General features: G+C 58.0%; 19 protein-coding genes and 1 pseudogene. 9 read left to right on the top strand and 11 right to left on the bottom strand.

What is annotated here, in order from left to right:
- Window positions 1-126 precede the first annotated feature (126 nt).
- On the bottom strand, window positions 127-969 hold the full coding sequence (locus tag AWM69_RS03760) for a mechanosensitive ion channel family protein (RefSeq protein WP_218725800.1): 843 nt from the start codon (window positions 967-969) through the stop codon (window positions 127-129).
- A gap of 177 nt (window positions 970-1,146) precedes the next feature.
- Complete coding sequence (locus AWM69_RS03765) at window positions 1,147-1,632, bottom strand: YajQ family cyclic di-GMP-binding protein (protein ID WP_048379301.1); 486 nt, start codon at window positions 1,630-1,632, stop codon at window positions 1,147-1,149.
- Between the two features lie 117 nt (window positions 1,633-1,749).
- Between AWM69_RS03765 and AWM69_RS03770 the strand changes: the two genes are divergently transcribed.
- Genes AWM69_RS03770 through AWM69_RS03780 form a run of 3 tightly spaced genes read left to right on the top strand, consistent with a single transcriptional unit; the run spans window position 1,750 to window position 5,382 of the window.
- Entirely contained in the window at window positions 1,750-2,715 is a 966-nt protein-coding gene (locus AWM69_RS03770; RefSeq protein ID WP_218725801.1) for a putative 2-dehydropantoate 2-reductase, read from the top strand.
- A 46-nt stretch (window positions 2,716-2,761) separates the two neighbouring features.
- A complete protein-coding gene (locus AWM69_RS03775; protein WP_218725802.1) occupies window positions 2,762-4,798 on the top strand; it encodes an ATP-binding protein in 2,037 nt (678 codons plus the stop codon).
- Between the two features lie 2 nt (window positions 4,799-4,800).
- Window positions 4,801-5,382 carry a cob(I)yrinic acid a,c-diamide adenosyltransferase gene (locus tag AWM69_RS03780; protein WP_131652808.1) on the top strand — a complete coding sequence of 194 codons (582 nt, stop codon included), beginning with the start codon at window positions 4,801-4,803 and terminating at the stop codon, window positions 5,380-5,382.
- Between the two features lie 106 nt (window positions 5,383-5,488).
- Here AWM69_RS03780 and AWM69_RS03785 read toward each other — a convergent pair whose 3' ends face one another.
- The 4 genes from AWM69_RS03785 to secA all read right to left on the bottom strand — a co-directional run bounded on the left by AWM69_RS03785 (window position 5,489) and on the right by secA (window position 11,249).
- Entirely contained in the window at window positions 5,489-6,433 is a 945-nt protein-coding gene (locus AWM69_RS03785; protein ID WP_218725803.1) for a Nudix family hydrolase, read from the bottom strand.
- Complete coding sequence (locus tag AWM69_RS03790; protein WP_218725804.1) at window positions 6,430-7,062, bottom strand: glutathione S-transferase family protein; 633 nt, start codon at window positions 7,060-7,062, stop codon at window positions 6,430-6,432. The genes AWM69_RS03785 and AWM69_RS03790 overlap by 4 nt, the downstream gene beginning before the upstream one ends.
- A gap of 100 nt (window positions 7,063-7,162) precedes the next feature.
- Window positions 7,163-8,380 (bottom strand): bifunctional glutamate N-acetyltransferase/amino-acid acetyltransferase ArgJ, encoded by a 1,218-nt coding sequence (gene argJ, locus AWM69_RS03795; RefSeq protein WP_218725805.1) that lies wholly within the window; start codon window positions 8,378-8,380, stop codon window positions 7,163-7,165.
- Window positions 8,381-8,495: 115 nt separating this feature from the next.
- Window positions 8,496-11,249 carry a preprotein translocase subunit SecA gene (secA, locus tag AWM69_RS03800; protein ID WP_131652804.1) on the bottom strand — a complete coding sequence of 918 codons (2,754 nt, stop codon included), beginning with the start codon at window positions 11,247-11,249 and terminating at the stop codon, window positions 8,496-8,498.
- A 308-nt stretch (window positions 11,250-11,557) separates the two neighbouring features.
- Between secA and AWM69_RS03805 the strand changes: the two genes are divergently transcribed.
- Window positions 11,558-12,013, top strand: a complete 456-nt coding sequence (locus AWM69_RS03805) for a DUF721 domain-containing protein (protein ID WP_131652803.1) — start codon at window positions 11,558-11,560, stop codon at window positions 12,011-12,013.
- A 49-nt stretch (window positions 12,014-12,062) separates the two neighbouring features.
- On the opposite strand, the gene AWM69_RS03810 is transcribed toward AWM69_RS03805, so the two are convergent.
- The gene (locus tag AWM69_RS03810; protein WP_218725806.1) at window positions 12,063-13,556 is read right to left on the bottom strand and encodes a helicase HerA-like domain-containing protein; all 1,494 of its coding nucleotides are present in this window, start codon (window positions 13,554-13,556) and stop codon (window positions 12,063-12,065) included.
- A 196-nt stretch (window positions 13,557-13,752) separates the two neighbouring features.
- Here AWM69_RS03810 and AWM69_RS23065 point away from each other — a divergent pair.
- From AWM69_RS23065 to AWM69_RS03825, 4 genes and pseudogenes are all read left to right on the top strand, one after another.
- A pseudogene (locus tag AWM69_RS23065) lies at window positions 13,753-14,784 on the top strand (cache domain-containing protein); the annotation flags it as partial.
- Between the two features lie 93 nt (window positions 14,785-14,877).
- Window positions 14,878-15,642, top strand: coding sequence for a methyl-accepting chemotaxis protein (locus tag AWM69_RS23070; protein ID WP_373274289.1), 765 nt, complete (start codon window positions 14,878-14,880; stop codon window positions 15,640-15,642).
- 125 nt (window positions 15,643-15,767) lie between these two features.
- The gene (locus AWM69_RS03820; RefSeq protein WP_131652800.1) at window positions 15,768-16,880 is read left to right on the top strand and encodes a glycosyltransferase; all 1,113 of its coding nucleotides are present in this window, start codon (window positions 15,768-15,770) and stop codon (window positions 16,878-16,880) included.
- The gene (locus AWM69_RS03825; protein ID WP_218725808.1) at window positions 16,873-17,658 is read left to right on the top strand and encodes a DUF2334 domain-containing protein; all 786 of its coding nucleotides are present in this window, start codon (window positions 16,873-16,875) and stop codon (window positions 17,656-17,658) included. Before AWM69_RS03820 ends, AWM69_RS03825 begins: the two co-directional genes overlap by 8 nt.
- On the opposite strand, the gene AWM69_RS03830 is transcribed toward AWM69_RS03825, so the two are convergent.
- Both AWM69_RS03830 and purU read right to left on the bottom strand, forming a co-directional pair.
- Window positions 17,647-17,844, bottom strand: coding sequence for a hypothetical protein (locus tag AWM69_RS03830; RefSeq protein ID WP_218725809.1), 198 nt, complete (start codon window positions 17,842-17,844; stop codon window positions 17,647-17,649). The two genes, AWM69_RS03825 and AWM69_RS03830, sit on opposite strands and share 12 nt — an antisense overlap.
- A 70-nt stretch (window positions 17,845-17,914) precedes the next feature.
- Window positions 17,915-18,763 carry a formyltetrahydrofolate deformylase gene (purU, locus tag AWM69_RS03835; RefSeq protein WP_048379257.1) on the bottom strand — a complete coding sequence of 283 codons (849 nt, stop codon included), beginning with the start codon at window positions 18,761-18,763 and terminating at the stop codon, window positions 17,915-17,917.
- Window positions 18,764-19,113: 350 nt separating this feature from the next.
- On the opposite strand from purU, the gene mvaT reads away from it, so the two are divergent.
- Window positions 19,114-19,491: a histone-like nucleoid-structuring protein MvaT gene (gene mvaT / locus AWM69_RS03840; RefSeq protein ID WP_048363549.1), complete on the top strand. Its 378-nt coding sequence runs from the start codon at window positions 19,114-19,116 to the stop codon at window positions 19,489-19,491.
- 76 nt (window positions 19,492-19,567) lie between these two features.
- On the opposite strand, the gene sbcB is transcribed toward mvaT, so the two are convergent.
- A complete protein-coding gene (gene sbcB, locus AWM69_RS03845; RefSeq protein ID WP_218725810.1) occupies window positions 19,568-21,019 on the bottom strand; it encodes an exodeoxyribonuclease I in 1,452 nt (483 codons plus the stop codon).
- Window positions 21,020-21,111: 92 nt separating this feature from the next.
- Window positions 21,112-21,468 (bottom strand): PilZ domain-containing protein, encoded by a 357-nt coding sequence (locus AWM69_RS22765; protein WP_131652796.1) that lies wholly within the window; start codon window positions 21,466-21,468, stop codon window positions 21,112-21,114.
- Between the last annotated feature and the right edge of the window lie 204 nt (window positions 21,469-21,672).

Genomic DNA, 21,672 nt, shown 5'->3' on the forward strand with positions numbered 1-21,672 from the left:
GATTATTGCTCTGCTACCGGTGTATTTCACTGACGACAAAAACAATTAAAGGGGCCATGGCCCCTTTAATATGCACACCCTCTAATTTGCGTTAATCAGAGGTTGCTCGTAACGCTACCTCACGGTTTATTGCGCGCCAGCTTCCTGAACCACGCGAATCACACGCTGCGGAAAAGGAATATCAACACCTGCCGCCTTCAAGCGATCACGAGAGCGTTCGTTGAACATGAACAGCACATCCCAGTAATCCGGGGTGTTCACCCAAACACGCAGCGACACGGTGATTGCACTGTCGCCCAAAGCCGTCACGACTGCGACAGGCTCAGGATCCTTCAGCACGCGCGGATCATCGGCCAACGTCAGCAGCACTTCACGTACCTTTTGCAGGTCCGCGTCGTAATCCACACCCACATCGAACACCACCTTGCGCGTCGGCTGACGGTTGTAGTTAGTGATGATGCCGTTGGACAGATTGCCGTTCGGCACGATGACGGTTTTATTGTCACCGGTACGCAGCACCGTGTGAAAAATCTGAATGCTGTCAACGGTTCCGCTCACGCCTTGGGCTTCGATCCAGTCACCGATCTTGAACGGGCGGAACAACAGAATCAGTACCCCGCCTGCAAAGTTTGCCAGGCTACCCTGCAACGCCAGGCCAATGGCCAGGCCTGCCGCACCGATGGCTGCCACGAACGACGTCGTCTGGATGCCGATCATTGAAGCGACGCTGACCACCAGCAATATCTTGAGAATGATATTGGCCAGGTTACTGATAAAGCCTTGCAGCGCCTGGTCAGCCTTTCTCAGCGCCAGCAAATGCGCCAGCTTGGAGGTTACCCGATTGATCAACCACCAGCCTATTGCCAGCGTGACCAACGCCAATAAAACACGGCTGCCGTATTCCATGATCATCGGAATCCAGGCCTCTGAGGCCTTGATCAATTGGTCGACTTCAGTGTTCAAATCCATTTATCTCTCCTTCTACCGAAACCCGGCATATCATTTATTCAGCGAGACGATTGAGCGGATAACGCTCAATCGTTTCTGCATTACCCGGGAAATACGGACGCCGATGCTGGCCATAGGTTCCCGCAGCCCCCTTGGTCGCGCCATTACGGTGCGAAAGGACTGCTTTAGCCCCCGTGATCAGTCGCGGAAGTTGTTGAATTGCAGCGGCAGGTCGAAGGTCTTGGCGCGCAAGGCAGCGATTGCCTCTTGCAGGTCATCACGCTTCTTGCCGGTGATACGTACCTGCTCACCCTGAATGGCAGCCTGGACCTTGAGCTTGGCATCTTTGACATGAGCGACGATCTTCTTCGCCATCTCTTTATCAATGCCTTCTTTAAGCACGGCTTCCTGCTTCATCAGCTTGCCTGACGCATAAGCATCCTTGACCTCAAGGCACTGAACGTCGATCTTGCGCTTGACCAATGCCAGCTTGAGGATCTCGATCATTGCTTCCAGCTGGAAGTCAGCTTCAGCGGTCAGGTTCACCGTCAGGTCCTTCTCTTTAAACTCAAAAGAGCCCTTGCCCTTGAGGTCATAACGGCGATCCAGTTCCTTGACGGCGTTTTCGACGGCGTTGGTGACTTCGTGCTTGTCCAGTTCGGATACCACGTCGAACGACGGCATGTGATTTTCTCCAATAGTAAAAGGGCACGCTCAACACAGATGGAGCGCGCCTGGCCTGACAGTTAAAATGCGCGGGCATTATAGCGGTTCTTCGACCTCAATCACTTGCGAGCACACATGCCAAACGCATCCACCCCACAAACTGCTGCCGATTCGTCACCCCGAGCATCCGGACTCTGGCACATTCTGGGTGCCGGAAGCATGGGGACGTTGTGGGCCACACGGCTGGCACGAGCGGGTTTTCCGGTCCGGCTGATTGTACGCAACCCGGCGCGACTGAAAGCCTACCAAGCGGCTCAAGGGTTGACGCTGGTTGAGGGCGACCAGGCGCAACGACTGCCCATCGGCGCCCAGCTCCCTGAAGACGACGAACCGATCCGGCGCTTGCTGGTCACTTGCAAAGCCTATGACGCCGAACGTGCCGTTGCGCAGATCGCCGTACGGCTTAGCCCTGATGCCGAGCTGATCCTGCTGCAAAACGGCCTGGGCAGCCAGCAAGCCGTTGCCGAACGCGTTCCGCACGCGCGCTGCATCTTTGCCTCCAGCACCGAAGGCGCCTTTCGTGATGGCGACTGGCGCACAGTGTTTGCCGGGCACGGCAATACCTGGCTCGGTGACGCCCATCAGGGCCCCGCACCGCTGTGGCTCGACGAACTTCAACGCAGTGGTATCCGCCATGAGTGGAGCTCGAACATTGTCGGCCGCCTGTGGCGAAAACTTGCCCTTAACTGTGCAATCAATCCCCTGACGGTGCTCCATGATTGCCGGAATGGCGGCTTGAAAGCCCACCGCACCGAGGTCGAAATCTTATGCGCCGAACTGGCCACCTTGCTTGAGGGTTGCGGACAACCCGAAGCAGCCATCGACCTCAGCGATGAAGTGAACCGGGTTATCGAGGCCACCGCCAACAACTACTCTTCGATGCACCAGGACGTGGCCCAGGGTCGGCGCACCGAAATCAGTTACCTGCTGGGTTACGCCTGCGCAGCCGCCCGCCGTCAACAGCTCGCGCTGCCCCACCTGGAGCACCTGTACCAGCGGCTGACCGAGCACCTGCAACGGCGCGGATTGCCCTCTAACTGAGGCCCGCGCTACCCTGAAGGCGTGTTCCTCTTTATGCGGCCATCCTATGCCCTTGCGCCAGCGCCTTGAAAACCTGCCGGTCGGCCAGAAGTTGCTGGCCGCCCTCCTTGTGCTGCTGACAACGGTCCTGCTGGTGGCCAACTTGACGTTTATCAGCGTGGCTTACTGGATTTCCCATGAAAGTACCGCCCCGCAAGCCTTGCAGACCCTGGGCAGGCTGACCTCAAACCCGGCCCTTATCGCCAGAGCGCTGAACAGCCCCGAAGACGCCCACGCATTGCTTACAGAAATCGGCAGCTATGCCCCTCTGCGAGCCGCGGCCATATATGACAGTACCGGCAATCGACTGGCGCAGCTGCAACAGGGTGAGCACCTGCACCTCCCCAATCACTATCACCAGATTGAAGCCTGGCGCCTGACGGAGTTGCGCAGCAATCACCTCACCCCCCTGCCCAACGGCGACCAGCCCCCCGGACACTTGCTGTTGATAGCCAGCAGTGAACTGCCCACCGCGTTTTATACCGGCACATTCGCTGCAAGCCTGGGGATACTGGTCTTCAGCGTTTTACTGTGGTTTGCCGTGGCCCGGCAGATCAAGCGCCTGATTACCCAGCCTATCCATCGACTTGAGGAATTGTCTCGCCAGGTCACCCGGGAAGAGAACTACGCCTTGCGCGCCGTTCCCGGCAATAACGATGAAATCGGCAACCTGGCAGAAGCGTTCAATACCATGCTGTCGCGCATTGAAGCGCGCGAACAGGAACTCAAGCGCGCAAGAGACGAAGCCCGAGGGGCTTACGATCAAGCCCAGACACTGGCCGAAGAAACCCGCCATACCAATCGCAAGCTGGAGAAAGAGGTTCAGGTTCGAAGCAAAATCGAAAAAACCCTCACCGGCTTCCAGAACTATCTGAACTGCATCATCGACTCCATGCCCTCGGCCTTGATTGCACTGGACGAGCAGCTTTATGTCACGCAATGGAATCAGGAGGCCAGCGCGCTTTCGGGAACGCCGTTGAATGAAGCCATGAATCAGCTGATTTACCTCGCCTTTGAGCCGTTGCAACCCTTCGTGCCACAGCTCAAGGACACCATCGCCCACCACCAGGTCACCAAGATCGAGCGCGTGACCTGGGGCCACGGTGACGAAGCACGGCACTACGCCCTGACGTTCTACCCGCTGATGGGGGGAAGCGGACGCGGGGTGGTGATTCGAATCGACGACATTAGCCAGCGCCTGTCGATGGAAGACATGATGGTGCAATCAGAAAAGATGCTATCTGTCGGCGGCCTGGCAGCCGGAATGGCACATGAAATCAATAATCCGTTGGGCGCCATCCTGCACAACGTGCAGAACATTCGCCGACGCCTGTCGAGCGATCTGCCCAAGAATATCGAGCAGGCGGCACAGGCCGGAATAGACCTGAATGCCATCAGCCAGTATCTGCAGGCGCGGGAAGTGCCGGAGCTGCTCGACGGCATTCAACAGGCTGGCGCCAGGGCCGCTAAAATCGTCACCCACATGCTCAGTTTCAGCCGACGCAGCAACCGGCAAATGAGCCCCTGCGACTTATCGGCCCTGATCGATCAGGCCGTGGACATCGCCAGCAATGACTTTGACCTGGCCATCGGTTTTGACTTCAAGGGACATGCCATTACCCGCCAGTTCGACCCCCAGCTCGGCCCCGTCCCCGGCATTCCCAACGAGCTGGAACAAGTCCTGCTCAACCTGCTGAAAAACGCCGCCCAGGCGATTCACCAGCGCCGCGACCCGCACGAGCCTGGGCGGATCATCCTGCGCACAAGGCTCAATCCACCCTGGGCGGAAATACAGGTCGAGGACAATGGCGCCGGTATGCCGGAATACGTGCGCAAGCGGATTTTCGAACCCTTTTTTACCACCAAGGAAGTTGGCCAGGGCACAGGGCTGGGCTTGTCCGTGTCTTACTTCATCATTACCAACAACCATAAAGGCCAAATGGAAGTACAGTCCACCCTGGAACAAGGCACCTGTTTTACCCTGCGCCTGCCATTGGCCGGTAATCTGCTGCCTCTACACGAATCAACCACGGTGGAGTTGTAAACATGGGCTTTCGTTTATCGAAGATTTACACCCGTACGGGCGACAAAGGCGAAACCGGACTGGGTGATGGTCGACGCGTGCCGAAGGATCATCCGCGGATTGAAGCCATCGGTGAAGTCGATACGCTCAACAGCCAGGTTGGCGTGTTGCTGGCCGGACTGGCCGAGCACAGCCAGCAGCACCCCGGGCTCAACGAACTGATTGAAGTGCTCGAACCTTGCCAGCACCGCTTGTTTGACCTGGGCGGCGAACTGGCCATGCCGGCGTACCAAGCGCTCGACACCACAGAGATCGAACGCCTGGAAACTGCGATCGATCGCTGGAACGAAGAATTGGGGCCGCTGGAAAACTTCATCCTGCCCGGCGGCTCAAGCCTGATTGCCCAAGCCCATGTCTGCCGCTGCCTGGCACGCAGCGCCGAACGACGCTGCCAACAGCTCAACGCTCAGGAGCCGCTGGCTGGCGTAGGGCTGGCTTATATCAATCGCTTGTCTGACCTGCTATTCGTCGCCGCACGCCTGATCGCCAGACGCCAGGGAATTGCCGAGATACTGTGGCAAGCAGCAGCAAAGCCTCAAAGCTGACGGCGGCGACGAACAGTGTGTGTAGCCGCTGCCGCAGCTGCGCACAGGGCCGAAGGGTTTTCAAACCCATCGCAGCCCACGGCAGCAGCTACAGAGCCCTGTAGAGTCAGGCCTGTGGCCAGAACGCCCGTATGCCTGCAATACCCTGCGCGCCCATCGCCCATGCGTGCTGACGATCATCCGGACCCAGTCCACCGAGCAGAAATACCGGTTTGCTGAAATCAGCGATCAGGTGTTGCACATGCTCCCAACCCAAAGGCTCTGCATCGGGATGGGTCTCGGTTGGCAAAACCGGGGACAGGGTGACGAAATCCACGTCCATCTGTTCGGCCAACAACAACTCTTCTGCGTTATGGCACGATGCTGCCAGCCAGCGTGTCTTGGGAAAAGGCCGGCCGTTGGGAGCCAGCTTGCGCAGTTGCTTGGCGGTCAAATGCCAGCCGGCGGACGGGAAATCCCCCAGCCATTCAAGTGGCCCCTTGAGCATCAGTTGCGCCTTGCCGGCACACAAGCCCGTCGCATCTACCGCCAAATCACGGTACTTGGGGTCATAACCATTGGGGGCACGCAGCGATACCAGCTTGATCCCGCCTGCTACGGCCTTCTGCAGCCCGCGAAGAAGCTCCGGTGCTTCCAGGCCATCCGGGGTAATCAGGTACTGATCAGGTAAACGGGCGGCCGCCACTATCGGCTGGTTAGCGGCCGGGAACGCGTAATCCGCCAGCTCGCGCTGAGCAACCCAGGCCAATGGCTGGCCTTCTGCACCGTGGGGTTCGCCCGTGAAGGCCGAAACCTCCCACACATCCAGAAGCACCTGTTTGTCGGGATAATCATGCTGGACCTGGATCAAGGGTCGAGCCGCCTCGACGACGATACCCAGCTCCTCTTTCAGCTCACGACCCAATGCCGCCTCGACCGACTCGCCTGCCTCCACTTTGCCACCGGGAAACTCCCACAGGCCGCCCTGGTGCTGGGTGTCGGCGCGACGGGCAATCAGGATCCTGCCATCGACGCCGCGGATAACGGCCGCAGCCACATGAACTCGTTTCACCCTTGCACTTCCTCTAATCCGGCCTGTTGCCAGGCTTTAAACGCAGGCCATTGATAAATGGCCTCGACATAAGCTTCATCTTCAGCCGACAGCGCGACTTTGTAAGTCCGAAGTCGCACAGCAACCGGTGCAAAAAAGGCATCCACCAAGCTCCGCCGGCCGAACAGCCAGGGACCGCTCTCGGTGGCCGCCGCACGGCATTCCGCCCACAAGGCAGCCATCCGCTCAATGTCGGCCCGAGCCTCCACCGGCATGGGCTCCAGCGCTTCGTCACGCTGCAAGTCAAAGGGCAGATGGCTGCGCAGGCCGAAAAAACCACTGTGCATTTGCGCACAGGCCGATCGGGCCTGAGCCCGCGCCGCGATATCGGACGGCCATAATTGCGCCGCCGGGAATCGCTCATTCAGGTATTCCGCAATGGCCAGGGAGTCGGCAATGGTGCCGTGCTCAGTCTTCAGCAGCGGTACTTTGCCCGTTGCCGAATGCTGTAGCAGCAACGCCCGGGTATCGGCCTGCCCCAGCCTGATCATCTGTTCGGTATACGTCACCCCCGCCAAATCCAGCGCCAGCGCGCCACGCAAGGACCAGGATGAATGCAACTTGTCGCCAATGATCAGGTGGAAGTTCACGGGAAGGCACCTTCAGTCAACGAGGGAGAACAGAATGAGGCGACAATCACCCGCCGGTCGCGACAGCATCGACTGGCCGGCCCGTGATTGTCGAGACAACTCAGGTACGGTATTCGGCGTTGATTTTCACGTATTCATGGGACAAGTCCGTGGTCCAGATCGTTTCGCTGCAGTCGCCACGACCCAGTTCGATCCGGATCGTGATTTCCTCACGGGCCATCACCGCAGAACCCTGCTCCTCGGTGTAGGTGGCCGAACGGGCACCACCGCTGGCAATGCACACTTCGCCGAGGAATACATCGATCTTGCTCACATCCAGGTCAGGGACACCGGCACGCCCGACAGCGGCGAGAATACGACCCCAGTTGGGGTCAGAGGCGAACAGCGCCGTTTTGATCAGTGGCGAGTGTGCCACGGTGTAACCCACGTCCAGGCATTCCTGATGGTTGCCACCGCCATTCACTTCAACGGTCACGAACTTGGTCGCGCCCTCGCCGTCACGCACGATGGCCTGGGCCACTTCCATGCAGACTTCCAGTACGGCCTTTTTCAGGGCAGCGAACAACGGGCCGCTGGCCTCGGTGATTTCAGGCAGGCTGGTCTTGCCGGTGGCGATCAACATGCAGCAGTCATTGGTCGACGTATCACCATCGATCGTAATGCGGTTGAACGACTTGTTCGCACCATCGAGCAACAGGTTTTGCAGCACATCGCGGGAAACCCGGGCATCCGTGGCGATATAGCCGAGCATGGTTGCCATGTTCGGACGAATCATCCCGGCGCCCTTGCTGATGCCCGTCACGGTGACGGTGATGCCGTCGTGCTCAAACTGACGGCTGGCCCCTTTGGGCAGGGTGTCGGTGGTCATGATCCCTGTAGCGGCCTGGGCCCAGTTGTTTTCCGAGAGGTCATCCAGCGCCGCCTGCAATGCGCCTTCGATTTTCTCGACCGGCAATGGCTCACCGATAACGCCTGTGGAGTATGGCAACACGGCGCTGGCATCGACACCGGTCAACTCGGCCAGTCTGGCGCAGGTGCGCGTGGCCGCAACCAGCCCGGGCTCACCGGTGCCGGCGTTGGCATTGCCGGTATTGGTCAGCAGGTAACGAACTGGCCCCTGTACCCGTTGCTTGGCCAAAATGACCGGTGCTGCACAAAATGCGTTCAACGTGAACACGCCGGCAACGCTGGAGCCTTCGGCACAGCGCATCACCACCACATCCTTGCGCCCTGGACGTTTGATGCCTGCTGATGCAATGCCAAGTTCAAAACCGGCCACCGGGTGCAAAGTGGGCAAAGGACCAAGACCAACAGCCATGATGCGCTCCTAAATAAAATATGCGCCGTCGCAAGGGGACGGTGAATTCAATGGTAAAACGCCGCGACGGCTAATGCCGGTCGCGGCGCAGGTGTTTCAGCAGTTGAAGCGGGCTTTAATTGATTTGCCCGTGGCAGTGCTTGAATTTTTTGCCCGAGCCGCAGTAGCACAGCTCGTTGCGACCCAGTTTCGGCTCGCTCCGGACAGGCTCGGTCGGTGTTGCAACCTCAGAGACCTCGGCGCCTTCCAGCACTTCGCTCAGGGCGTCGGGCTGATCAAGGCCTGGCGCCTCCGCATGCTGGAACTGCATGCGGGAAGCCAGCTCTTCAGCTTCCTGACGCAGACGGGCTTCTTCTTCGACCGGATCTTCACGGCGAACCTGCACATGCGACAGCACACGGATCGAGTCGCGTTTGATCGAGTCAAGCAGCTCGGAGAACAGGTTGAACGACTCGCGCTTGTACTCCTGCTTCGGGTTCTTCTGCGCATAACCACGCAGGTGGATACCGTGACGCAGGTGGTCCATGGTCGACAGGTGGTCTTTCCACAGGTCGTCCAGTACACGCAGGACGATCTGTTTCTCGAACGTGCGCAGCGCATCAGCACCGGCCTGCTCTTCTTTCTCGTTGTAAGCGGCGATCAGTTCAGCCAGCAGCTTCTCACGCAGGGTTTCTTCGTACAGGTGATCATCTTCGTCGAGCCATTGCTGGATCGGCAGCTTCACACCGAAACCGCTTTCTAGTGCGGCTTCGAGCCCTGTCACGTCCCACTGCTCCGGCAACGATTGAGGCGGGATATGCGCGTTGATCGTGCTGTCGAGCACGTCCTTGCGGAAGTCAGCGATGGTTTCACCGATGTTGTCGGCAGCCAGCAACGTGTTACGCATGTGATAAATCACTTTACGCTGTTCGTTGTTGACGTCATCGAACTCCAGCAATTGCTTACGAATGTCGAAGTTGCGACCTTCAACCTTGCGCTGAGCCTTTTCGATGGCGTTGGTCACCATGCGGTGCTCGATCGCTTCGCCAGACTGCATGCCCAGGGCCTTCATGAAATTCTTCACCCGGTCAGAGGCGAAGATACGCATCAGGCTGTCTTCAAGCGACAGGTAGAAACGGCTGGAACCCGAGTCACCCTGACGGCCGGCACGACCACGCAGCTGGTTATCGATACGGCGCGACTCGTGACGCTCGGAAGCGATCACGTGCAGGCCACCGGACTCCAGCACTTGCTGGTGACGTTTTTGCCAGTCGGCCTTGATCTGGGCGATCTGTTCCGGGGTCGGATTCTCAAGAGAAGCGACTTCCACCTCCCAGTTACCGCCCAACAGGATGTCGGTACCACGACCGGCCATGTTGGTGGCGATGGTCAGTGCACCCGGACGACCGGCCTGGGCAATGATCTCGGCTTCTTTTTCGTGGAACTTGGCGTTCAGAACCTTGTGCTCGATGCCTTCCTTGTTCAACAGCCTGGACATGTGCTCGGAGGTTTCGATGGTGGCCGTACCCACCAGTACCGGACGGCCCTTGGCCATGCAGTCCTTGATGTCGGCTACGATCGCCGCGTACTTTTCGTCCGCGGTGAGGAATACCAGGTCGTTGAAATCCTTACGGGCCAGCGGCTTGTTCGGCGGGATGACCATCACCGACAGACCGTAGATCTGGTGGAACTCGAACGCTTCGGTGTCAGCCGTACCGGTCATGCCGGACAGCTTGTTGTACAGACGGAAGTAGTTCTGGAAGGTTGTGGAGGCCAGTGTCTGGCTCTCGGCCTGGATGTTCAGGCCTTCCTTCGCTTCGATGGCCTGGTGCAGGCCTTCGGACAGACGACGACCGGGCATCGTACGGCCCGTGTGCTCGTCGACCAGCAGTACCTGACCGTCTTCCACGATGTATTCAACGTTGCGGTTGAACAGTTTGTGGGCACGCAGCGCCGCATACACATGGGTCAGCAGGCCCAGGTTATGCGCCGAGTACAGGCTTTCGCCCTCGGCGAGCAAGCCGATCTGGGTCAGCATGTCTTCAACGAACTGGTGACCGGCTTCGTTCAGCTCGACCTGGCGGGTCTTCTCATCGATCGTGAAATGGCCGGCCTTGGTGACCTCGCCTTCCACTTCCTCGATGTGCTGCTCAAGGCGCGGGATCAGTTTGTTGATCTCGGTGTAGAGCTTGGAACTGTCTTCGGCCTGACCGGAGATGATCAGCGGGGTACGGGCTTCGTCGATCAGAATCGAGTCGACTTCGTCGATCACGGCGAAATTTAGCTCGCGCTGGAATTTTTCTTCCATGCTGAAAGCCATGTTGTCGCGCAGGTAATCGAAGCCAAACTCGTTGTTGGTGCCATACGTGATGTCGGCAGCGTAGGCCTCACGTTTTTCCTGAGGCGGCTGGAACGGCGTGACGATACCCACCGTAAGGCCCAGGAATTCGTAAAGCGGACGCATCCAGTTGGCATCCCGACGTGCGAGGTAATCGTTCACGGTAACAACGTGCACGCCCTTGCCGGACAACGCGTTGAGGTAAACCCCCAGGGTTGCTACCAAGGTCTTGCCTTCACCGGTGCGCATTTCTGCGATCATGCCTTCATGCAAGGTCATGCCACCGATCAGCTGTACGTCGAAGTGGCGCATGCCCATGACACGCTTACCGGCTTCGCGGCATACCGCAAATGCTTCCGGCAGCAGTTGATCGAGGGTCTCACCTTTAGCTATGCGGGCCTTGAACTCTTCGGTCTTGGCGCGCAACTGCTCATCAGTCAGAGCAACCATTTGCTCTTCAAAGGCATTGACGACCTGTACCGTCTTGAGCATGCGTTTAACTTCGCGCTCGTTCTTGCTTCCAAAAAGTTTCTTTAACAAAGGCGCAAACATATCGGCAGGATCTTCCACACATAGGGATGGAGGGCGGCCCCGTGAGTCGCCCGAGCAGCCCTGATGGCCGCATGCGAACGAGCATTCTACCCGGAAACGTCGGTGAGGAAAGTGGCGTTATTCCACGATACTGGTGCAGCGTTGTGACGGGGCCTCACTAAAATAAGGCCTTTTTGCTGAACTTCAACCCACGATGTGCAGAAGTTACTCATTGATTTCACAAATAAAGTCCGTGAAATCAGGATGCCTTCGAGTGGAGCAGGCGGTTTCTGCTAAGATTGCAGCTCTGTTTTCTCAGGTGTTTGAACATGGCATTTCGCCCACATCCAGCACGGGCCCCTTCCGTTCTGCTCCGCGAGGCCAAGCCCCTAAAAGCCATTTTTGGCCATGCCAAACGGCTGGCGCATCTGCAGCGCCTGCTCGAAAGCCAGCTCCAGCCCGCTGCACGTGAACATTGCCACGTCGCCTCATGGCGCGAAGGCAGCCTGTTGTTGATCGTCACTGACGGTCACTGGGCCACCCGCCTGCGCTATCAGCAAAAGCGCCTGCAACGCCAGCTGCAAGCGTTCGACGAATTCGCCAGCCTGACCCGGATCCTGTTTAAAGTGCAGCCGCCAACCGTACTGGCCAAAGTGGCCGGACACACGCTTGATCTTTCGGTCGATGCCGCACAAACCATCCAGGCCACCGCCGACGGCATCACCGACCCGGCGCTGCGTGCCGCGCTTGAGCGCCTGGCCAGTCACGCCAGGCCTAAAGACTAGACACCGCTGATCTGCAGGAGCGAGTCAGCGGTGTACATGCATCACCTGCTTACTTGCGCTTGCTGCCCCCCAGCAATGACCCCATCAGCCCACGGACCAGTTGACGCCCCAGTTGGCCTGCGGCCTGTCGGGCCATGGATTGCAGCGCCTTGCCCGCTGTCGAGCCCAGAAAGTCCCCGGCCTGGTCAAGAAAACCCGGTTCCGGGGCGGCCGCCTTGCCAGGGGCGGATTGCGCTGGCACCTCAGGAGCAACCCCTTTGCGGGCCAGCAGGATTTCGTACGCAGATTCCCGGTCGACCGGCTTGTCATAACGCCCTTGCAAGGCAGAACCGCTAATCAACGCTGAGCGCTCGGCTTCGGTCAACGGCCCGATGCGCGATTGCGGCGGCGCGATCAGTACGCGCTGGACCATGGCTGGCGTACCTTTTTCCTCCAGCATGCCGACCAGAGCCTCCCCTGTCCCCAATTCTGTCAACACCGCCAGGGCATCGAACTGCGGGTTCGGCCGAAAGCCGTCTGCGACCGCCCTCAAGGACTTTTGCTCTTTGGCTGTAAACGCCCGTAGCCCGTGCTGGATACGCAAACCCAGTTGCGCGAGCACTGCGTCCGGCAGGTCAGCCGGTGACTGGGTGACGAAATACACCCCCACCCCTTTGGAGCGAATCAACCGAACGACTTGCTCCAGACGATCTTGGAGCGCTTTTGGCGTGTCGGCGAACAGCAAGTGTGCCTCATCAAAAAACAAAGCCAGCAATGGCTTGTCTGCATCACCGCGCTCCGGCAACTGCTCGAAAAGCTCCGCCAGCAACCACAGCAGAAAAGTCGCATAGACCTTTGGCGCTTCATGCACGAGACGGCTGGCATCAAGCAGGTGAATCTGCCCGCGCCCATCGCTGGCAGGTTGCAAAATGTCTTCCAGCTGCAGTGCCGGCTCACCAAACAACGCTTCGGCACCCTGCTGCTCAAGGGTGGACAAACGTCGCAACAGGGCCTGGCTCGACCCCGTGGTCATCAAGGCCGCGTCATCTCCCAACACCTCAGGGTTATCACGCAAATGATTGAGCAGCGCCTTGAGGTCTTTCAGATCGAGCAGCAACAGACCTTCACGATCCGCCACCTTGAATGCAGCATACAAAGCGGCTTGCTGGCTGTCGGTGAGCTCCAGCAAGCTGCCAAGCAGCAATGGCCCCATTTCGCTCAACGTCGTACGTAATGGATGACCTGTTTTTCCCTGTATGTCCCACAGCGTTACCGGATACGCCTTAGGCTGATAGTTAAGCCACGGCATCCCGGCAATCCGCTCCGCAACTTTGCCCTGGGGATTGCCTGCCGCCCCAAGGCCACACAAGTCACCTTTGATGTCGGCGGCGAACACGGCCACGCCGGCATCGCTGAACTGCTCGGCCAAGCGTTGCAGGGTGACGGTTTTACCTGTCCCCGTGGCCCCTGCCACCAAACCGTGGCGGTTTGCCAGGCGCAATGACTGAGCGATGGCCTGACCCGAGAGGTCAGCACCGAGAACAAGAGCAGAAGAGTCAGGCATTTTGCCACCTTTAATTAATCTTTCACGGTCCGGCGTCGATACACCCTTAATGCTAGACCAGGAAATTCCGAATTTAGCGTAGGAAAGCGCCCCATTAAATATAGAAATTTCGCCAGTTTGGGCAGCAATTTCTAGTGTGCGCGTTTTTTCAGAGTGTAGGCCTCAAACTTTTAGACCTTAGCGGACCCTTCAAGCCATGAATAAAAACCTGCGTTTCAGCCACAAAATACTGCTTGCCGCGTCCCTGATCGTAATAGCCGCCTTCTCGCTATTTACGCTGTACAACGATTACCTGCAACGTAACGCCATCCGCGATGATCTGGAGAGCTACTTGCACGAGATGGGCAGCGTCACCGCCAACAACATCCAGACCTGGCTCGGTGGCCGGATATTGCTGGTCGAAAACCTGGCGCAATCAATCGCCATCGTTCCAGAACCGGCCCAGGTGGCAAGCCTGCTGGAACAAAAAGCATTGAGCAGCACGTTCATGGGGGTTTATCTGGGTGACAGTCAGGGCCGTTTTACCATGCGCCCCGACATTCAAATGCCTGAAGGTTTCGACCCGCGTACCCGTCCTTGGTACAAGGATGCGCTGAACAACGACACTGCCAGCCTGACCGAGCCGTACATCGATGCAGTGACCGGTCAGATGATCATCTCCATCGGCACGGCGGTAAAGAAAGCCGGACAAACCCTGGGCGTCGTGGGTGCAGACCTGTCGCTCAAAACCATTACCGACACCATCAACGCTTTGAACTTCGACGGCATGGGCTATGCCTTCCTGGTTCGGCAAGACGGCAAAATCCTGGTACACCCTGACAACGCTCTGGTGATGAAAAACCTGAAGGACATTTACCCTCAGGACACGCCGCCCATCAGTACCGATATCAGCGAAATCCAGGTCAATGGCCAGACCCGGATCGTGACCTTTGCGCCAGTCAAAGGGTTGGGCTCGGTCAATTGGTTCATCGGCCTGTCCATTGATAAAGAGCAAGCGTTTGCCATGCTCACGACATTCCGCACCTCCGCGATCATTGCCACCGCGATTGCCGTGGTCTTGATCATTGCCCTGCTCGGCCTGTTGATTCGCCTGCTCATGCAACCGTTGCATGTCATGACCCGCGCCATGCAGAACATCGCCGAAGGTGAAGGTGATTTGACTCGCCGCCTGAGCGTTGAATCCCGGGATGAGTTCGGCATCCTGGGGAGCGCCTTTAACCAGTTTGTCGAACGCATTCACACGTCAATCGGCGAAGTGGCCTCCGCCACCGAGCAGGTCAACGAAGTCGCCTTGCGTGTCGTCAGTGCTTCCAACTCGTCGATGCTCAATTCGGACGAACAAGCCAGCCGCACCAACAGTGTCGCGGCGGCCATCAATGAACTGGGCGCCGCCGCCCAGGAAATAGCCCGCAACGCGGCACAGGCATCGCATCAGGCCAGCGATGCCCGCGGGCTTGCCGAAGACGGCCAGCAAGTGGTTGAACACAGCATCCACTCGATGCAGCAGCTGTCACACATGCTCAGTACGTCCAGCAGCCACATCGAAGCGTTGAACGACAAGACCGTCAACATCGGGCAGATTCTGGAAGTGATCACCAGCATCTCCCGACAAACCAACCTGCTGGCACTGAACGCTGCCATTGAAGCCGCCCGGGCCGGTGAAGCCGGGCGCGGTTTTGCTGTCGTGGCCGACGAGGTGCGCAACCTGGCACACCGCACACAAGAGTCGGCGCAGCAAGTGCAGACCATGATCGAAGAGTTGCAGGTCAGTGCCCGCAACTCTGTCAGCACGATGGAAGAGAGTCAGCGCCATAGCCAGGACAGTGTGGAGATCGCCAATCGGGCGGGCGAGCGACTGATCGGCGTGACGGCGCGTATTGGCGAAATCGACGGCATGAATCAATCCGTCGCTACCGCGACCGAGGAGCAGACCTCGGTGGTCGAATCGATCAACATGGACATCACCGAGATCAACACGCTCAATCAGGAAGGCGTCGAAAATCTTCAGTCAACGCTGCGCGCTTGCTCCGATCTGGAGCAACAAGCGGCTCGCCTGAAACAACTGGTAGGCAGCTTCCGCATCTAATCCCGGGACCGCGTAACTGCTGGCCGGCAGTTACGCGCTGCATTGCAGCGGCTCAATCCTGATGAGCATCTATCATCCAATGAGGTCAATACCATGGATGATCGTGAATCAGAGGACTCAAGGCCGTGCATATTGCTGACATCACCATGTTCTATGCGCCCGCCAGCGGCGGAGTGCGCACCTATCTGGATGCCAAACACCGACGTTTGAGCCACTTGCCGGGGATTCGTCACAGCCTGTTGATACCGGGCAGCAACCTGACTCAACACGACGGTATTTATCAGGTCCCCTCGCCTGCCCTGCCCTTCGGCAATGGTTTTCGCTTCCCTATCCGCCTCGCGCCCTGGTGCAACATGTTGCACGAACTGCAACCTGACCTGATCGAAGTCGGCGATCCTTACCTCACTGCCTGGGCCGCACTCGACGCTCGACGCCAGCTGGATATACCGGTGATCGGTTTTTATCACTCGGACCTGCCGCTGCTGGTGCGCAACCGCATGGGTAGCTGGCTCACACCGAACGCCGAAGCCTATATCAGCCGCCTGTACAGCCACTTCGACCGAGTGCTGGCACCCAGCCAGGTCATGGCTGACAAGTTGATAAACCTGGGGGTCGACAATGTGTTCGTGCAGACACTGGGCGTCGACTTGCAAACGTTCAACCCTCAGCACCGCGATCCCGAACTGCGCGCCGAATTGCAGATCAACGAAAATGCTCACTTGTTGATTTTTGCCGGTCGCGGCTCCAAAGAAAAAAACCTGCCGGTCCTGCTCGAGTGCATGCGCCACCTGGGGGATCGTTATCACCTGCTGTTGGTAGGTTCACAGATGCCCTCCCATGTCCCGGATAACGTCACGGTGATTGATGACTTTTGTCCCGCCGCTCAATTGGCGCGCCTTATGGCCAGTGCCGATGCATTGATCCATGCCGGCGATCAGGAAACCTTCGGCCTGGTCATCCTCGAAGCCATGGCCAGCGGCATTCCAGTGGTCGCCGTGGCTGCCGGGGCATTCAACGAACTGGTCCACGATCAGGTCGGCATTCTCTGCCAGCCCAATCAGCCACAGGCCATGGCCGATGCCGTGCGCGAGCTGTTCGCCGGCGATCCCCAGCGCCTCGGCCGCCAAGCGCGTCTGCATGCCGAGCTGCATTACTCCTGGGACAAGGTGGTACAGGCGCTACTGACGCATTATCAAGCCGTGCTCGGTAGCCATCAGGCGCTGGCTGCCCATGTCTGATCTCAGTGTCGCGCTGGTGCTGCATGATGTGGCCCCGCAAACATGGCCGGACTACCAGCCATTCGTCGAGCGCATCGATGCCCTTGGCGCCATCCCGATCACCTGGCTGGTGGTGCCGGACTTTCATCATGCCAGTCCCCTGGCCGAAGCCGGTGCGTTCAGGCAACAGCTGGACAGCCGCGTCATGAAGGGCGATGAGTTGGTGCTGCATGGCTACTTTCATGCCGATGACCAGCCAGCGCCACGTACGCCGCGGGATTGGTTCATGCGCAGGGTGTATACCTGGGAGGGAGAGTTTTACACGTTGTCCGAAGCACAGGCGCTGAACCGGCTGCAGCAAGGCCTGGAGGTGTTCGAGCGTTATCAATGGCCCGTTCAGGGGTTCGTCGCACCTGCTTGGCTGATGAGTGAGGGAACGCGCCAGGCCTTGCGCCAGTTACCCTTTCGCTACACCAGCGACCCACAGCATCTTTATCGCCTGCCTGAATTCACCGCCATCGAGGCGCCGGGCCTGGTCTGGAGTGCCGGCAGCGCCTGGCGCCGAGGCGTGTCGAAAGTGATCAGCGATGTGCGCGAACAGCGCTGGCACAATGCGCCATTGATCCGACTGGGGCTGCACCCGGTGGATATGCGTCACCGCTTTTCCCGAGATTACTGGTTCCGGACCGTACAAAGGTTGATTGCCGAGGGCCGCGAGCCGGTGACCAAAACTCAGTGGCTGGCTTCAACTGCGCCATCCTCTGACACGCGGCCGATACAAACCGTCTCACGTGTCTGAGGGCGTGCTCTCATCCGGAGCGGATTCGGGAAGCGGGAGCGGATGCAGTGCACGCCATAAGGCGGCTGCATCCGGAAATTCTGTACCGTCTTCAGGGCCCAGTGCATCAGGGTCGTATCGGCTCAAGCAGCCTTCGCCCAACGTTGCCGGTGCCCGTGAAACGGCTTTTTCGAGAGGGTCTGTCATATCAATATCCTGTCGTCGCGCCCTGTGGGCTGCGACGACAAAATCAGTCACGCAACAGCGCTGTGAGTTCTCAGAACACCACGGTCTTGTTGCCGTGCACCAGAACGCGGTCTTCCAGGTGATAACGCAGGCCACGGGCCAGCACCATCTTCTCGACATCCCGTCCGAAACGCACCATGTCTTCGATGCTGTCGCTGTGGCTGACGCGCACCACGTCCTGTTCGATGATCGGGCCGGCATCCAGCTCTTCGGTCACGTAGTGGCACGTTGCGCCGATCAGCTTCACGCCACGCAGCGAGGCCTGGTGATAGGGCTTGGCGCCCACAAATGACGGCAGGAAGCTGTGGTGAATGTTGATCACCTGATGCGCATATTCGCGGCACAGGTCTGGCGGCAGGATTTGCATATAACGCGCCAGCACCACAACCTCGGCGTCATGCTGCTTGACCAGGCGCGAGACTTCAGCGAAGGCGGGTTCTTTGTTCTTGGGATCAACCGGCACATGGTAGTAAGGAATGCCGTGCCACTCGACCATGCTGCGCAAGTCATCGTGGTTGGAAATCACGCACGAAATCTCGCAGTCCAGCTCATCGCTGTGCCAGCGGTGCAGCAAGTCAGCCAGGCAGTGGGATTCGCGACTGGCCATCAATACCACACGCTTTTTTTGCGCCGTGTCGGTAATCCGCCACACCATCGAAAACTCTTCGGCAATCGGGGCAAATGCCTCGCGAAACGCTTCCAGCCCGAAAGGCAGAGAATCAGCACGAATCTCGTGACGCATGAAGAACCAACCGCTTTGATCGTCCGAGTGGTGGCTCGCTTCAGTGATCCAGCCATTGTGGGAGGCCAGGAAATTACTGACCTTGGCAACAATGCCGACGCCGTCGGGGCACGCAATCACCAATCGAAAAGTGCGCATGAGGGAAAAACTCCAAAACTTTACTAAGGCCGCCATTCTAGCGAGTGCGCAGCAAAACGACAGTATTCCTTGTGCCTTATTGCTCGCGTCATGTGGTCACACAGCACGTGAGCCCACGCCAACGCGGTAGAGGCCTGCAGGCTTTTTCACCACGCTTAGAATCAATTATTAGGGCGCCTTATTATCCGGATAAACGCCCACTGTTTAATAGCGTGTATATGTGAAGAATGAAAAGTTAATGATTCATTTTTTTAAATTATTCAGCCCGTGGATATTTACTTGCCGTAACTGCCTGACTATTATTGCGCCACTGTCTCCCTGTAAACCCTTTTCAACATAAGGTTTTCCTCATGTCCTTGATCAACGAATACCGCGCAACAGAAGAAGCCATCAAAGAATTGCAAGCGCGCCTGAAGAACCTGTCGGAAGATGACAAACTTCAAACCGAGCTGGAATTTGAAGGCAAACTGCGCACCCTGATGGGCGAATATCAAAAATCGCTGCGCGATATCATCGCGCTGCTGGATCCAGAATCCAAAGTAAGCAAAGCACCCCGCGGCGTAGTGAAAACTACCGGCACCAAACGTGCCCGCAAGGTTAAACAGTACAAAAACCCGCACAACGGCGAAGTGATTGAAACCAAAGGCGGCAATCACAAGACGCTGAAAGAGTGGAAAGCCAAGTGGGGCGGCGACGTGGTTGAAGGCTGGGCTACTTTGCTGGACTAAGTGACACCGTGTGCGCAACGTTGTTGCGTCACCCATAAAAAACGCCAGCTTGCTGGCGTTTTTTTATGGGCTGATTTTAACTTGAGTGCTCGGTTTGTGTGTCCAGGCCGACACGACGACTCAAGCTGCGCGCGTATCGCTTCCACTCATCCAGCAGTGTCAACTGCGCGGGCGTGGCCGCACGGGACAGCTCGTCAGCCTGCTGCGTAAACGCTTCCAGGGTCAGGGGGGCTCCCATGGCCGGATCAGTCAAACGTTGTTGGCAGAATAACTGCCAACGTTCGAGTTCTTGTGCATTTAAGGTATGAGGAAAGTTTCGGGCCCGATAACGAAACAATAACTCGGGCAAACGCTCGTCATCAAAAGGCCAGGCGTCATTCGCTAATTGCTCGGGGTCGCTCAGCCTGACCTGTTCACACAGTCGACGATCACGGTCGCCGAGAAAGCCGTCATACAACTGCTGCTCGGGGTCTTCACTGGGGGTAAAGTCTTCACGGGCATAAAGGGCGGATAACTTATCCTGCCAAACTTCCTGCGTCTCCGTCAGCTGGCGGGCACGGGCCTCATAATGCGCCATGTCCCATTGCAAACGCTGTTGATCCTGCGCACGCACTACATTCAAGGGCGCGACCACCGGACAACGATTAACGTGTATCAGCTTGAGCGGTATTGGCAGTTGCCCTTCGGGCAAGTCTTCCCGACGCGTATAAAGCAGCGCACGCAATGATTCGGCATCCATGTCCAATAAAGGCTGAGGATCAAAGTGCAGGTCACACACAATCAGCGCATTGCGATTTTTAGGGTGCCACGCAAGAGGCAATACCACGCCCACATAATGCCTGGCCGCAGAAAAGCGCCCGGAGACATGCACCATCGGCTGTAACAAGCGAACCTGATCCTGCACTCGCTGTTTGGTCCTTAATTGAAATAACCAGTCATATAACTTGGGCTGCCTGGACCTGATCAGCCGCGCCAGCGCGATAGTGGCCCGCACATCGGATAACGCATCGTGAGCCTGACCATGGTCAATGCCATTGGCCGCCGTCAATCGCTCCAGCTTGAGTGTTACTCGGCCGTCTTCCTGAGGCCAGACAATCCCTTCGGGGCGCAAGGCATATGCCGTGCGCACCACATCAATCAAATCCCAACGGCTGTTGCCGCCCTGCCACTCACGTGCGTAAGGGTCGAAAAAGTTTCGATACAGGCTGTAGCGCGTGACCTCATCATCGAAACGCAATGTGTTGTAGCCCGCACCGCAGGTACCGGGCAGCGCCAGCTGGGCATGTGTCCGGGTCATGAACTCGGCTTCACCGAGGCCTTTGTCTTCCAGGCGCCCGGGGGTGATGCCGGTAATCAGGCAAGCCATGGGGTGAGGCAGGATGTCGTCGCTGGGCTGGCAATAAAGGTTGAGGGGCTGATCAATCTCATTGAGTTCAGCATCGGTGCGGATACCGGCGACCTGCACGGCTCGATCGCAGCGCGGGTTGATGCCGGTGGTTTCATAGTCGTACCAGAAAATAGAGGTCACGGGGTGTTCCTGAACAGTAGACCCCATCAGTCTAGGCGTTCCGGCCCGGGCACGGCCAGCCCTGCACCTGACGCCCGAGCCAGAAGCTCGCCTTATGCAGAGGCTTGCAAGGGATGAAAACTGAAGTACCGATGCAAGGCACTGATCAGCGAGGCGTATTCGGCAGGCGGTTTGAACAGGATAAAACCGGAGTCGTAATAATGTGGCGAGGCATCCTCATGGCTCCACAGGCAGCGCGCCGACAGATCAATAAACTGCTGGTCACCTTCATGGGCGGGCAGTTTGAGGCGAAATTCAAAATTGCCTCCCACCAGCAACGGCAGCTGGCTGATCAACATGATTCGGTCTTCGGTCACATTACCCAGAAAACCCAAGGGTTTATCCGTGAACCGATTGAACACTTTCAAAAAACACACCAGTTGATGGCGCTCGATACGGCGGTCAGACATCCTGTTGAATATCACGATAAAAAGCCATCCTGCCTAACTGCGCCCGACGTTAGAAATGCCCTGCGCGTCATTCGGACCGGGCTTTTCACCCCCGCCATCACGCGCCGCATTCGCCCGAAACTCAGGACAACAGCCTTGGAAGCACAGCCACACACCCGCTACCCAGCGCTGAAACCTTTGAGCTTTTCACCCTGAAAAATAACT

The organism is Pseudomonas sp. D1HM (assembly GCF_019266105.1).
Classification (GTDB): domain Bacteria; phylum Pseudomonadota; class Gammaproteobacteria; order Pseudomonadales; family Pseudomonadaceae; genus Aquipseudomonas; species Aquipseudomonas taetrolens.

What these genes read in the sequence shown, in the direction of transcription:
- AWM69_RS03760 (WP_218725800.1), bottom strand. Translation starts at nt 969, where the DNA reads ATGGATTTGAACACTGAAGTCGACCAATTGATCAAGGCCTCAGAGGCC.
- AWM69_RS03765 (WP_048379301.1), bottom strand. Translation starts at nt 1,632, where the DNA reads ATGCCGTCGTTCGACGTGGTATCCGAACTGGACAAGCACGAAGTCACC.
- AWM69_RS03770 (WP_218725801.1), top strand. Translation starts at nt 1,750, where the DNA reads ATGCCAAACGCATCCACCCCACAAACTGCTGCCGATTCGTCACCCCGA.
- AWM69_RS03775 (WP_218725802.1), top strand. Translation starts at nt 2,762, where the DNA reads ATGCCCTTGCGCCAGCGCCTTGAAAACCTGCCGGTCGGCCAGAAGTTG.
- AWM69_RS03780 (WP_131652808.1), top strand. Translation starts at nt 4,801, where the DNA reads ATGGGCTTTCGTTTATCGAAGATTTACACCCGTACGGGCGACAAAGGC.
- argJ (WP_218725805.1), bottom strand. Translation starts at nt 8,380, where the DNA reads ATGGCTGTTGGTCTTGGTCCTTTGCCCACTTTGCACCCGGTGGCCGGT.
- secA (WP_131652804.1), bottom strand. Translation starts at nt 11,249, where the DNA reads ATGTTTGCGCCTTTGTTAAAGAAACTTTTTGGAAGCAAGAACGAGCGC.
- AWM69_RS03805 (WP_131652803.1), top strand. Translation starts at nt 11,558, where the DNA reads ATGGCATTTCGCCCACATCCAGCACGGGCCCCTTCCGTTCTGCTCCGC.
- AWM69_RS03810 (WP_218725806.1), bottom strand. Translation starts at nt 13,556, where the DNA reads ATGCCTGACTCTTCTGCTCTTGTTCTCGGTGCTGACCTCTCGGGTCAG.
- AWM69_RS23070 (WP_373274289.1), top strand. Translation starts at nt 14,878, where the DNA reads ATGCTCAATTCGGACGAACAAGCCAGCCGCACCAACAGTGTCGCGGCG.
- AWM69_RS03825 (WP_218725808.1), top strand. Translation starts at nt 16,873, where the DNA reads ATGTCTGATCTCAGTGTCGCGCTGGTGCTGCATGATGTGGCCCCGCAA.
- AWM69_RS03830 (WP_218725809.1), bottom strand. Translation starts at nt 17,844, where the DNA reads ATGACAGACCCTCTCGAAAAAGCCGTTTCACGGGCACCGGCAACGTTG.
- purU (WP_048379257.1), bottom strand. Translation starts at nt 18,763, where the DNA reads ATGCGCACTTTTCGATTGGTGATTGCGTGCCCCGACGGCGTCGGCATT.
- mvaT (WP_048363549.1), top strand. Translation starts at nt 19,114, where the DNA reads ATGTCCTTGATCAACGAATACCGCGCAACAGAAGAAGCCATCAAAGAA.
- AWM69_RS22765 (WP_131652796.1), bottom strand. Translation starts at nt 21,468, where the DNA reads ATGTCTGACCGCCGTATCGAGCGCCATCAACTGGTGTGTTTTTTGAAA.